The sequence below is a fragment of the Roseibium aggregatum IAM 12614 genome (assembly GCF_000168975.1).
In the GTDB taxonomy this organism is placed as follows: Bacteria; Pseudomonadota; Alphaproteobacteria; order Rhizobiales; family Stappiaceae; genus Roseibium; species Roseibium aggregatum.
On record NZ_AAUW01000002.1, the window covers coordinates 83,353 to 96,369 of the forward strand.

Annotated in this window: 9 protein-coding genes; 4 read left to right on the plus strand and 5 right to left on the minus strand. The window is 60.2% G+C overall.

The features are described from left to right. Nucleotide 1 precedes the first annotated feature (1 nt). The 4 genes from SIAM614_RS02930 to iolB all read left to right on the plus strand — a co-directional run bounded on the left by SIAM614_RS02930 (nt 2) and on the right by iolB (nt 5,700). Nucleotides 2-1,960 (plus strand): bifunctional 5-dehydro-2-deoxygluconokinase/5-dehydro-2-deoxyphosphogluconate aldolase, encoded by a 1,959-nt coding sequence (locus SIAM614_RS02930; RefSeq protein ID WP_006931960.1) that lies wholly within the window; start codon nt 2-4, stop codon nt 1,958-1,960. Further along, complete coding sequence (gene iolD, locus SIAM614_RS02935; RefSeq protein WP_006931962.1) at nt 1,957-3,798, plus strand: 3D-(3,5/4)-trihydroxycyclohexane-1,2-dione acylhydrolase (decyclizing); 1,842 nt, start codon at nt 1,957-1,959, stop codon at nt 3,796-3,798. The genes SIAM614_RS02930 and iolD overlap by 4 nt, the downstream gene beginning before the upstream one ends. Nucleotides 3,799-4,003: 205 nt before the next feature. Next, nucleotides 4,004-4,900 carry a myo-inosose-2 dehydratase gene (gene iolE / locus SIAM614_RS02940; protein ID WP_006931964.1) on the plus strand — a complete coding sequence of 299 codons (897 nt, stop codon included), beginning with the start codon at nt 4,004-4,006 and terminating at the stop codon, nt 4,898-4,900. After that, on the plus strand, nt 4,897-5,700 hold the full coding sequence (iolB, locus tag SIAM614_RS02945; RefSeq protein ID WP_006931965.1) for a 5-deoxy-glucuronate isomerase: 804 nt from the start codon (nt 4,897-4,899) through the stop codon (nt 5,698-5,700). The genes iolE and iolB overlap by 4 nt, the downstream gene beginning before the upstream one ends. A gap of 339 nt (nt 5,701-6,039) precedes the next feature. On the opposite strand, the gene SIAM614_RS02950 is transcribed toward iolB, so the two are convergent. From SIAM614_RS02950 to SIAM614_RS02970, 5 genes are all read right to left on the minus strand, one after another. Then, nucleotides 6,040-8,472: a methyl-accepting chemotaxis protein gene (locus SIAM614_RS02950; protein WP_006931966.1), complete on the minus strand. Its 2,433-nt coding sequence runs from the start codon at nt 8,470-8,472 to the stop codon at nt 6,040-6,042. A 312-nt stretch (nt 8,473-8,784) separates the two neighbouring features. Continuing rightward, on the minus strand, nt 8,785-9,693 hold the full coding sequence (locus tag SIAM614_RS02955) for a sugar kinase (RefSeq protein ID WP_006931967.1): 909 nt from the start codon (nt 9,691-9,693) through the stop codon (nt 8,785-8,787). Nucleotides 9,694-9,884: 191 nt separating this feature from the next. Continuing rightward, the gene (locus tag SIAM614_RS02960) at nt 9,885-10,706 is read right to left on the minus strand and encodes a carbohydrate ABC transporter permease (protein WP_006931969.1); all 822 of its coding nucleotides are present in this window, start codon (nt 10,704-10,706) and stop codon (nt 9,885-9,887) included. Beyond that, on the minus strand, nt 10,703-11,593 hold the full coding sequence (locus SIAM614_RS02965) for a carbohydrate ABC transporter permease (protein ID WP_006931972.1): 891 nt from the start codon (nt 11,591-11,593) through the stop codon (nt 10,703-10,705). The genes SIAM614_RS02960 and SIAM614_RS02965 overlap by 4 nt, the downstream gene beginning before the upstream one ends. Nucleotides 11,594-11,714: 121 nt before the next feature. Further along, the gene (locus SIAM614_RS02970) at nt 11,715-12,998 is read right to left on the minus strand and encodes an ABC transporter substrate-binding protein (RefSeq protein WP_006931974.1); all 1,284 of its coding nucleotides are present in this window, start codon (nt 12,996-12,998) and stop codon (nt 11,715-11,717) included. Between the last annotated feature and the right edge of the window lie 19 nt (nt 12,999-13,017).

The window sequence follows — 13,017 nt, forward strand, 5'->3', positions numbered from 1 at the left end:
CGTGAAGAAACTCGATGTCATCACGATAGGCCGCTCGTCGGTCGACCTTTACGGAGCCCAGGCGGGCGGCCGTCTGGAGGACATGGCGTCCTTCAACAAGTATATCGGCGGCTCGCCCACCAACATGGCCTGCGGCACCGCGCGGCTCGGCCTGAAGTCCGCTTTGATCACCCGTGTCGGCGACGAGCACATGGGCCGTTTCATCCGTGAGGAACTGGAACGGCACGGCGTCGACACACAAGGCGTGATCACCGACAAGGAGCGGCTGACCGCCCTCGTCCTGCTTGGCATCCGCGACCAGGAACAGTTCCCGCTGATTTTCTACCGCGAGAATTGTGCCGACATGGCGCTCGTCGAAGATGACATCGACCCCGCATTCATCGCCTCGGCCAAGGCCGTGGTGGCAACGGGCACGCACCTGAGCCACCCGCAGACGGAAGCCGCTGTTCTGAAAGCCCTGAGGCTTGCCCGCGAAAGCGGCAGCCGCACAGCGCTCGACATCGACTACCGCCCCAACCTGTGGGGCCTGTCCGGTCATGGGGACGGCGAGAACCGCTTCATCGCCTCCGACAAGGTCACCGAGAAGCTGCAATCGACGTTGCAGCTGTTCGACCTGATCGTCGGCACGGAAGAAGAGTTCCACATCGCCGGAGGCACCACCGATACAGTCGAGGCGCTGCGCAATGTGCGCAAGGTCTCCGATGCGACGCTGGTCTGCAAGCGTGGACCGATGGGCGCGACCGCCTTTAAAGGCACGATTCCCGACAGCCTCGACGACGGCATTTCCGGCCCCGGGTTTCCGATCGAGGTCTTCAACGTTCTGGGGGCCGGTGACGGCTTCATGTCCGGCCTGCTGAAAGGCTGGATCACCGGTGAAGACTGGGTCACGGCCCTGACTTATGCCAACGCCTGCGGTGCCTTTGCGGTGTCCCGGCACGGCTGCACGCCTGCCTATCCGAGCTGGGAGGAACTGCAGTTCTTCCTGAAACGGGGCGTGAAGGACAAGGCCTTGCGCAAGGATCCGGAACTGGAGCAGATCCACTGGTCCACCAACCGGCACCGGCTGCACGGCGGCGACTGGTCGACCATGCGTGTCTTTGCCTTCGATCACCGCATCCAGCTGGAACAGATGGCCGATGCGGCCAATGCCGGTCACGAGCGGATCGGATCGTTCAAGAAACTCTGCCTCGACGCGGCCCTTGCGGTTGCGGACGGCCAGCCGGGCTATGGCATCCTGTGCGACAGCCGGCACGGCCGCGAGGCGCTCTATCGGGCCGCCGGAACCGGGCTTTGGATCGGTCATCCGGTGGAGTGGCCTGCCTCCCGGCCACTGACCCTGGAACCGGAAATCGGTCCGGATTTCGGCGGCCTGGCCGAATGGCCGGCAGAGCACGTGGTCAAGGTGCTCTGCTTCTATCATCCGCACGACACCGACGCGATGAAGGCCGAGCAGGAAGATGTCCTGAAGCGGCTGTTTGCCGCCTGCCGCCGCAACCGGCTGGAAATGCTGCTGGAGGTCATCCCCTCCAAGGTCGGCCCGGTGGATGCGGATACGACCGCGGACATCATCCGCCGCTTCTATGACATCGGCATCTACCCGGACTGGTGGAAACTGGAACCGATGACATCCGCAGAGGCCTGGGCGAAAGCCTGTGCGGCAATTTCCGACAACGACCCCCACACCCGCGGTATCGTGGTGCTCGGTCTCGATGCGCCGGAAGACGAACTCGCCGCCAGTTTTGCCGAGGCGGCCCGCTTCCCGTTGGTGAAGGGCTTTGCCGTCGGCCGGACGATTTTTGCCGAAGCCGCCCGGAAATGGCTGGCAGGAGAATTGACAGACAAAGCGGCCATCGCCGACATGGTGAGCCGCTTCGACCGCCTGTGCCGCATCTGGGACACCGCCCGCGCAGAAGCCGGACTTGAGGCGAACGAAAACGAACTTCGAGGAATTTCCGCATGAGTACGATCCGTCTGACAGCCGCCCAGGCGATGGTCCGTTATCTTTCGGCGCAAATGACCGAGGACGGCGAGCGTTTTATCGATGGTGTCTGGGCGATCTTCGGCCACGGCAATGTCGCCGGTCTGGGCGAGGCACTGGAGCAGGCCGGCAACGCCCTGCCGACCTGGCGCGGCCAGAACGAACAGACGATGGCGCACACCGCCATCGCCTATGCCAAGGCCAAGAAGCGCACACGCGCAATGGCCGTAACCTCTTCCATCGGCCCCGGCGCCACCAACATGGTGACCGCCGCCGCCCTTGCCCATGTCAACCGCCTGCCCGTGCTGCTGATTCCGGGCGATGTGTTCGCCAATCGCGCGCCGGACCCGGTACTGCAGCAGGTGGAGGACTTCGACGACGGCACGGTTTCGGCCAATGACTGCTTCCGTCCCGTCGCTCGCTATTTCGACCGGATCAGCCGCCCCGAACATCTGCTGACGGCACTGCCCCGGGCCTTCCGCGTAATGACCGACCCGGCCAACTGCGGCCCGGTCACCCTCGCCTTTTGCCAGGATACACAGGCAGAAGCGTTCGACTATCCGGCGAGCTTCTTCGAACCGAAGATCTGGCGCATTCGCAGGCCGGAACCGGACAGCCGGGACGTTGCCGATATCACCGCACTCATCAAGGCTGCGAAAAACCCGGTCCTCGTCTGCGGTGGCGGCGTGATCTATTCACAGGCCGAAGAGACCCTTGGCGAATTCGCCACGAAACACGGCATTCCGGTGATCGAGACCCAGGCCGGCAAATCGGCGCTGGCCCAGTCGCACCCGATGAACTTCGGCACTGCCGGTGTCGATGGTTCGGCCTGTGCCAACGATATTGCTGAAACCGCCGATCTCGTCATTGGTGTCGGTACCCGTTTCCAGGACTTCACCACAGGCTCCTGGGCGCTTTTCAAGGCGCCCGGCCGAAAGCTGGTATCGATCAACGTGCAGAGCTACGACGCGCTGAAGCACGGCGCCATGGGCCTGGTCAGCGACGCGAAAGTGGCCCTGGAGAAGATCTCCGCCGCGCTTGGCGACGACAAGAAGTCCGCCTTCGATCCGCAGTCCCGTCTCGACTGGCTGTCCAGGGTCGACGCCCATTGCAGCGCCCGCACCAACGTACCCGCAGACTACCTGCCGCTGGATGCGGAAGTGATCGGCGCGGTTCAGCGGACCTCTTCGGAAAAGACCATCGCCATGTGCGCTGCCGGCACCATGCCCGGCGCGCTGAAGCTCCTGTGGCAGGCGCCGCAGGGTGGCTATCACATGGAATACGGCTATTCCTGCATGGGCTACGAGATTGCAGGCGCCATGGGCGTCAAACTGGCCCAGCCGGAGCGGGACGTCGTCTGTTTCCTCGGTGACGGCTCCTACATGATGGCCAATTCGGAGCTGGCGACCGCCGTCATGCGGCGGGTGCCGTTCACCGTGGTCCTGACCGACAACCGTGGTTACGGCTGCATCAACCGGCTGCAGATGGGCACCGGCGGCAACCAGTTCAACAACCTCTATCAGTCCTGCAACGTCGAGGCCCAGCCGGACATCGACTTTGTCGCCCATGCGGCCGCCATGGGCGCTCATGCTGTGAAGGCAAAGGACATCGCCGACCTGGAAGCGCAGATCCTTGCCTCCAAGAACCGGGCCATTCCGACGGTGATCGTCATCGACACGGACCCGATGCACGGGCCGGGCGAAAACGGCGGCGGCCACTGGTGGGATGTTGCAGTTCCCGAAGTTTCGCAGCGCGCCGAAGTCAGACAGGCCCGTGAAGGCTATGTCGACGCGCTGAAACACCAGAACCTGGTCGATTGAGGGAGAGGCATCGCAGCACACCGACCTCCTTTCCCAAAGCCTCATCCTGAGGAGGACCGTCAGGTCCGTCTCGAAGGATGGGCGGCAAATTCCGAACAAGCGGCCCATCCTTCGAGACAGCGCCAAGGCGCTTCCTCAGGATGAGGTCGAGAAAAACACAGATATCGAACCCAACACTCCGCCTCGGCGGACAAGGACAACAGCCATGATCCTTTACGGCACCAACCCGATTGCCTGGGCCAATGATGACGACCAGACCCTCGGCGCGCATATTCCAACGGAACAGATCCTGTCCGAAGCCTCCGAAATCGGCTTCGACGGTATTGAGAACGGCCACCGCTGGCCGAACGATCCGGAAGAGCTGAAACAGCTCCTCGGCAGCCATGACCTCAAATTCATTTCCGGCTGGTATTCCCTCAACCTGCTGGCCCAGTCGGTCGAGGACGAAAAGAAGGCGATCCAGCCGCATCTGGACAAGCTGAAGCACAATGGCTGCAAGGTCTGCATTACCTGCGAGACCTCCAACACCATTCAGGGCTCCCAGACCGACATCAACACCAGCCCGGTTCTGACCGCCGACGAGATGAAAGCCTTCGGCGCCAAGATCGAGGAACTTGCGGCCTTCTGCGCTAGCCAGGGCATCGACCTTGTCTACCACCACCACATGGGCACCGTTGTCGAGACACCGGAAGAAATCGACGCCTTCATGAGTGCCACCGGCCCGGCAACCAAGCTGCTGTTCGATGCCGGCCACTGCTATTTCGGCAGCAACGGCCAGGATCCGGCACCTGTCCTGGAAAAACACGCTGCCCGCGTGAAACATTTCCATGCCAAGAACGTGCGTCCGGCCGTGATGAAGGAAATCCGCGAGAACAAGAAGTCCTTCATGGACGGCGTGCGCGCAGGTGTCTTCACCGTGCCGGGCGACGAGGAAGGCGGCGTCGATTTCAAGCCGCTTCTCAAGATCCTGAAGGATACCGGCTATGAAGGCTGGATCGTCATCGAGGCGGAACAGGACCCGGATGTCCGCAATCCGTTCCAATATCAGAGCCTCGGCCTCAAGACCCTCAAGCAACTCGCAAAGGAAGTGGATTTGACATGAGCCATCTTCTCGTCAAGCCGTCCGGCACCTCCGGCAAGGTGCACGACATCACTCCGGAAAGCGCCAAGTGGGGCTATGTCGGCTTCGGCCTCTACCATCTGGAAGCAGGGCAATCGGCGTCCGAAGAAACCGGTGACAAGGAAGTCATCCTTGTCCTCGTGGAAGGCAAGGCCTCGATTTCCGCTGGTGACGAAGACTTTGGTGAACTCGGCGACCGGATGAGTGTGTTCGAGCGCAAGAAGCCGCATTGCGTCTATGTGCCCAACGGCAGCAACTGGTCCGCAAAGGCGACAACGGACTGCGTCCTGGCGGTCTGCACTGCCCCCGGCAAGGGCAATTACAAGGCCCGTGTCATCACCGATATCGGCCAGGTGGAACGCGGCAAGGGCGCCAACACCCGTTATATCCACCCGATCGCGATGGAAGAAAGCGATATCGCCGACAGCCTGCTGGTAACGGAAGTCTATACGCCCCAGGGCAACTGGTCGTCCTATCCTCCGCACCGGCACGACGAAGACAATTTTCCGGATATGACCTATCTGGAAGAGACCTATTACCACCGTCTCAACCCGAAACAGGGGTTCGGCTTCCAGCGCGTCTTCACCGAAGACGGCGAGCTGGACGAGACGATGGCTGTTTCCGATGGCGACGTGGTGCTGGTTCCCAAGGGCCACCATCCTTGTGGCGCGCCCTATGGCTACGAGATGTATTATCTCAACGTCATGGCCGGCCCCTTGCGCAAGTGGCGCTTCCAGAACCACCCGGATCATGACTGGATTGCCCAGCGAGACGCTGGATAGGTTCAAGTAGCAGGGACTGAGGCGCTTTGCAGCGTGCAGGCAAACCGGCTTCACGGCGCCTGATCTCTACTTGAGGAAGCGCGTGGGCGCTGCCCCGAAAGATGGACGCAAGTATTGAGCAAGAGGCCCATCCTTCGAGACGGGCTTTTGGCCCTCCTCAGGATGAGGATTGCGCAAGGTGAAGACAGGAAAGAAAGGCGCTAACGGGCGCCTTCTTTTTCCCTCAACCGTCGGCCCCGGACGCAGCGAAGCGGAGATCCTGGACCGGGGAGCCAAGGTCCGTCTTCAACAAAAAAGGGCGCCATACAGGCGCCCTTTTCGTTTTTTGAGACTGCCGTCTTATGCGGCGATGAGGATGTGACTGTCCGAAAGCTTCTCCGCGAACTCGACGCCGCACCCTGCTCCGGTCTGGCGCACGACCTTGGCCTGCAGCACCGTGCCATCCAGGAACTCCAGCGTCAGGCGTTCGCCGTTCGGCAGATCGGTGACATTCAGGATCTGGGCACCCGTGATGCTGACATCGACCAGTTGAGCGGTGCGCTTGTGGCCATTCGCGCAGGTAAGGGTGACATCTTCGGAGATCGCCTTGCGTGTTGCCCGCCTGCGGTCCTCGACATCCTTGGTAACGTCGGCAAGAAACTTCTCGACCTCCCGCGCCAGGCTGGAGCTCGCCTCCGAAACCAGATCAGAAGCCGTGCTGACAGATCCGGCTTCCGTGGATGTCTGTTCGACGGCACCGGAAACCGAAGACATGCTGCTGGCGGCGTTGCCGGTGCTGTCGCTGGCGGACCGCGCCGAGCGCGCGATTTCCTGGTTTGCCGCCCGCTGTTCTTCGATGGCCCCGGCCACGGAACTGGTCAGGTTCTTGATGTCGGATACCTTGTCGGCGATATGCTCGATAGCCCCTGCCGCATCGCGAACCGAGGTCTGAATGCCCGTTATCCGGCCGGAAATCTCGTCCGTTGCCTTGGACGTCTGCTCCGCAAGCTGCTTGACTTCCGATGCCACGACCGCGAAGCCGCGGCCGGCTTCGCCTGCACGGGCCGCCTCGATGGTGGCGTTCAGTGCCAGAAGGTTGGTCTGCTCCGCGATGTCGCGAATGAGATTGACCACACTGCCGATATGTTCGGCGGCTTCCGACAACGTCTGAACGTTCCGGTTCGTCTCTTCCGCAGCTGTCACGGTTTCCAGAACGATGCGGGTTGTGGCTTCGGTCTGGTTGGCGATTTCCTGAACGGTGGCCGTCATTTCTTCCGTCGCAGCAGCAACGGCGGCAACGTTTTCCGAGGCGCTGATGGAGGCCTGCCCTGCCTGATCGGACTCCGACTTGGCATTGATTGCGAGGTCTTCCAGCGTTGTGGCGGCTCCGCGCATGCGGTCCATCTGCTCGGACACGGTTGCCAGACGCTCGGACATGATCGACTTGAAGTGATTGATCACGCCCTCCAGGAAGGCCTGGCGCTGGCGTTCCTTATCACGCTCATTGCGGGCCTGATCTTCCAGGTGGCGGCGTTGAATGGCGTTTTCCTTGAAAATCGCAACGGCCTTGAACATGTCGCCGATCTCGTCGCCGCGCTTGGCGTCATCGGTCTCGACACGCGTATCGCCACCGGCAAGCCGGTTCATGGCGTCAACAACCTTGCCGATGGGTTTCGTGATCGTGCGTGCCGCAAAGAACCCGACTGCTCCAGCGACAACAAGCAGAACAAGCCCTGTTGCCAGCATGCGGTTGCGCATGGTCGTGACAGGTGCAACGGCCTCTTCATAGGTCTGCATGGCGATGATCACGAAGTTCTTGTCATGAAACGCAAATCTGATCGCGTCCACTTCCATGGGCTCTTCGCTGAAAAACGAACCTATCCCGAAGGCTTCACCAGAAGCGAAGGCCTTATCGATGATGGAATTGTCGACTTTCGTGACAAGAATGTCGTTTTCGTCGGACGTGAGCTCGGTATTGTTGCGCATCAACCGGTCCTCGCCGATCAGGACAAGCTCTCCTGTCTGACCAAGGCCGAGGTTATGGCTCATGAGCTCATCGATTTTTCCGACAGGCATTTGATACGCAAGCACACCAACCGTCTCACCGGCAATACGAACCGGGTGTGCGATAAAACTGGCCGGAACACCAAGACTGGGCTCGTAAGGCGCGAAATCCTCGAATGCGACCTTCCCGTGCTCCGTGATTGACATCGCCTTGCGATAGACTTCACCAAGGTCGGTACCGGCCCACTTGCCTCCGCCAGCATTGAAGTTGGTCGCGAAGTCCTGCTCCTTGAACACCGAATAAACAAGGTTGCCCTCGGTATCGAACAGGAAGACATCGTAGTATTCGTTGTCCTGCTGAAGCTGCCGGAACCAGGGATGATATTTTGCATGCACCTCGTCGTAGTCGGTGCCGGTGTCACCCTTGTCGAGTAGATGTTTTTCACCATTGGGATGCGGGTTGTCGGTAATATAGGCTTTCTGCAGCGCCGGACCCGGCTCGCCACCGGACTGTTTCCAGTTTCTCCAGACTGACGAAAATTCCTGAGCGGCTGCGGCGGTTCCCGGATGATCTGCAACCAGCGAAAGGTCCCGCTCGATCACCTCCAGAAAATCGAGCGTTTCCTGCTTCGATATCTTCGCAGCCGCCATAAGGCGTTCTCGCGTCTGCTGGTTGACGCTTGCTGCGGACGTCACATAACTGGAAACACCAATACCGATACCGACCACCGCAGCAGCGCCCAATACCAGCGCCGGGATCTTTTTCGACAAACGCATGCCTGAGAACATTCGCCCCCCCTTTGATGGCCAATTTGCCAACAACCAAAATCAGACGCAGGGTAAGGACAAGGAGCGAACGAGTTACTAATTTTACCGCTTAGAGTTATCTTCGAGTAAATAAAACGACAAGAATTATAAAAATAAACAAGATCGCACTGTCAATATTCACAATACCTGTATTTTGGATCGTGATTTTGTTCTTGAAAACCTCAGTCTTCGATCGAATCACAGCGTCCTACCCCTAGGGCACACCTCTATAAGTGAAGACCGAAATGGCGTCAGGAAGGGAGCTCAGAGCGGGTTCATTTATGGGTCCACACCCTAGGCTGGTTCGAGACACGCAACCAGAGCACCACGGTGCTGGATCACGTTACCGGCGAGATTTGCGCCTGCATCGACGCTTTCCGCAAGGCTGCCGTCGCAAAGATATTTCGCCAGAAAAGCAGCATTGAAACTGTCTCCGGCGGCCGTCGTGTCGACGATGTTCGAAACCGGCGCCGGCTGAAAAGCCTGCCGCGACCCCGCGTCCGCACAGATCACCTGTTCAGGGCCGTTCTTGACCACGACCATGCCGGCGCCGGCAGCCAGATAGCGGTCGGCACTGACGTCCGGCGTCGCGTCGCCGAAATGGGCCAATTCGTCCTCGAAGGACGGCATCAGGAAATCGCAGCAGCCGGCAGCATCCGTGACGCTTGCACGCATGGTGTCCGCATCTTCCCAAAGACGCGGGCGCAGGTTCGGGTCGAACGCCGTTTTGGCGCCGGCTTTTCGTGCGGTTCTGAGTGCATCCAAGAATGTTGCCCGGTCCTCCGGCGGAAGGATGGCGAGGGTAATGCCGCTGAAATAGATCAGCCCCGCCCCGGAGAGCGCCGACGCCAGATGCTCCTTGTCGGCTGCCAGGCAACGGGCCGCGGATTGGGAGCGCCAGTAGGCAAAGCTGCGTTCGCCATTTTTCAACTGGATCATGTAGAGACCGACAGTCCGGTCGTCCCGCTTCTGGATAGCGGACGTCTCCAGATCCGATGCCTTCAGGAAAGACAGCATCTCTTCCGACACCTGATCGCGGCCGACGGCGGTGTAGTAACCGACGGTCCAGTCGGCAGGCAGGCATTTGCGCGCATACCAGGCGGTGTTCAGCGTATCGCCCGCAAACCCCATGGCGTAAGTACCCTCGCCCGTTGGCGCCATCTCAACCATACATTCGCCAACGGCAAGGAATTTGAGTGACACGGCGGGGCTCCTCGGGCTTCGGGGATCGAAAAACTAAAGATGAAAATCCCGCAGAAATCCGGGATTTAAATCCATTAGCATAAAAGCCCCTGCCAGAAAAAGTGCCCAACAGCCAATGACTTGAGCCAAAGCGGTTTGGCCATTCAGCAAAAGCGCATCCCCCCCCGGTTTCCGCCGTTTCCTGATTAATTTTATTTGATGCCCGCACGCATGAAGCTTTGGACAAACTGGCGCTGGAAGAGAAGGAAGGCAATCAGCAACGGCCCGGAGGTCATCAGCGTGGCCGCATTGATGACCGACCATTCCACCCCGCTGTCGATCGCCGAGAAGATGCTGAGACCGACGGTTACGGGCCGGGTGTCCACCGAGTTGGTCACGATCAGCGGCCACAGGAAATTGTTCCAGTGGTGACTGACGGAAACGAGGCCATAGGCAAGATAGGTCGGCTTTGCGAGCGGAATATAGACCCGCCACAACACGCCCAGAACCGACGCGCCCTCGATGCGGGCTGCCTCGTCCAGTTCCTTCGGAATTGTCATGAAGGTTTGCCGCAGCAGGAAGATACCGAAGCCCGACGCGATGTAGGGCAGCGCGATGGCAGGGATGGTATCCACCAGGTTGAGCAGCCGAATGGTCTGATAGTTTTCCACCATCAGGATGTCGGGCATCACCAGAAGCTGCAGCAGAACCAGGGTGAAGAGGAGATTGCGCCCTGGAAACTGAAACCTTGCAAAGGCAAAGGCGGCCAGAGTGCCGAGGAAAAACTGCCCGGCGAGGATCAGCGACACCAGCAGGAAGGTGTTCAGGAAATAGCGCGCGAAAGGCGCCGCATCCCAGGCCTTGGCGAAATTGTCCAGCGTCAGCGGGGCCAGAAGCTCGAACCTTGCCTCGTAGGCTGCCGGATGAAAGGCGGTCCACACGGCATAGGCCAGCGGCAGCACCCAAAGCAGCGCCAATGACCAGGCAGCAAAGGTGTTGAGTATCCTGTCGAGGGAGAAGCCGGTGCCGGTCATTTGTAATGCACCTTGCGGTCGAAGAAGAAGAACTGGCCGATGGCGAGCAGCGACAGAAGCACCAGCAGGGCAACGGTCAGCGTCGCGCCATAGGCGGTTTCCCAGAAGCGGAAGGCGACCTCGTAGATGTAGAACAGCAGCAGCGCCGATGCGTTGTCGGGCCCGCCGTCCGTCAGAATGAAGATATGGTCAACCAGGCGGAAGGAATTGATGACCGCATTGACGCAGACGAACAGGGTTGTCGGCATCAGGAGCGGAAAGGTGATCCGCCAGAAAACAGTCCAGCGCCCGGCGCCTTCGATCTGCGCGGCCTCCTTCAGCGTGACCGGGATCGCCTGCAGCGCCGCCAGATAGAAGATCATGAAGAACCCGGCTTCCTTCCAGACCGTCACCACGATGATCGCGTTGAGCGCGGTGTCCGGGTTGCCGAGGTAATTGCTTGCCGGCCAGCCAAACAGGGCACCGGTGATCTGGTCGACCAGACCGAACCCGGGCGTATAGAAGAACAGCCAGATGTTGGCGACGGCGATCAGCGGCAGAACGGTCGGCGTGAAATAGGCCATGCGAACGAAACTTCTGCCTGCCAGCCTGTCGTTGACCCAGAGCGCCATGACGATGGCCAGGCCCACGGACGCCGGAATGGTGCCGAAGGCGAACCAGACGTTGTTCCACAGCACTTTCCAGAACACGGGATCGTCCAGCATGCGCTCATAGTTGGATAGGCCGATGAACTTGGCCGGACGGCGTCCGCGCGGGGTGGAAAAGAAGCTGTTGAGGAACGTGGTCACGGCGGGGATGTGGGTAAAGGCAAACAGAAACACCATTGCCGGCAGCAACAGCAGCCAGCCGTGGATCCAGTCGCGTTTCAAGGCAAAGCCCCGCTTCATGATCTAGGCTCCAATAAGGAGAAAGAGACCGACCTGAGTTACCTTGCGGTGAGGACGGCGAAAGGTCTGGGGAACGGGGCGGAACGCCGGAGTGGGATCCGGTGCTCCGCCCCGAATGGCGTTAGCGGTATTCGCTCAGGATCTCTTCGGCCTGCGCCTGAGCTTCCTTCAGCGCCGTTTCGGCGTCCTTCTGGCCGGTGATGGCAGCCGCAAGCGCATCGTTGAAGATGCCGGTCACGCGCTGGTTCTGGTACGTCGCCAGCTCAGCCTTGGCGAATTCAAGCTGGTCACGGGCAACCAGCACAGCCGGGAAATCGGCTGCATAGGCCTTCATCGTGTCGGAGTCCCAGGTTTCGGCGCGCGGAGCGACGTAACCGGTTGCGATGGTCCACTTGGCGGACTGTTCCGGAGCGGTGATCCATTGCACGAACTTGACGGCGGCCTTGTTCTGTTCGTCGGACGCGCCCTTGAACAGGTAGAAGTTGCCGCCGCCAGTCGGTGCGCCGCGCTGCGCCTTTTCCGGCAGCATGGCAACGCCGAACTTGAACGGAGCATTGTCACGCACGTTGGTGAGGTTGCCGGTGGAGGTCCACATCATGGCCGTCTGGCCTTCGAAGAAGGCTTTCGGCGTTGCGCCCCATTCGATGATGCCCGGAGCCATCACTTCGTATTTGGTGCTGAGATCAACCATGTACTGAAGGGCCTCAACCACCTTCGGATCATCGAAGTTGGTCTTGTTGCCCTCCGCATTGGCCAGGATCGCGCCGTTTTCGATGGCAAGGCCCTGGAACAGCCAGTACGGGAACCCGGAAGACGGAATGCGCACGCCCCACTGGGTGACGTTGCCGCTGTCGTCTTTCCTGGTCAACTTCTTGCCGAATTCCACCATTTCGTCCCAGGTCGCCGGGGCGACTTCCGGGTCGAGACCGGCAGCCTCGAAGGCTTCCTTGTTCCAGTAGAGCACCGGCGTGGAGCGCTGGAACGGGATGCCGTAGGTCTTGCCGCCGGTCTGGCTGTTTTCCATGAACGCCGGATAGAAGCCCTCGAGCCATTTCTTGTCTTCGTCGCTGGTCAGATAGTCGTCGAAGGGCTGGATCAGGTCTTCATCGATCAGGGTGAACATGTCGGCAGACAGGATCACCGAAAGCTGGGGCGGGTTGCCGCCACGCGAAGCGGTGATCGCCTTGGCGACGGTGTCCTGATAGGAGCCGGCATAAACGGCATCGATGGTCACATCCGGGTTCTGCGCAACATAGGCGTCGGTCAGTTCCTGGATGGTTTCAGCAGCTTTTCCGCCAACAGCGACCGGAAAATAGAATTGCAAGTCAACAGCCTGAGCGGAGGCCCAGGTGCTGAAGGTAAGCGCCGTTGCGGCAACGGCTTTCAGGAAAGTGGACTTCAACATCAGTTTACTTCCTAAGGTT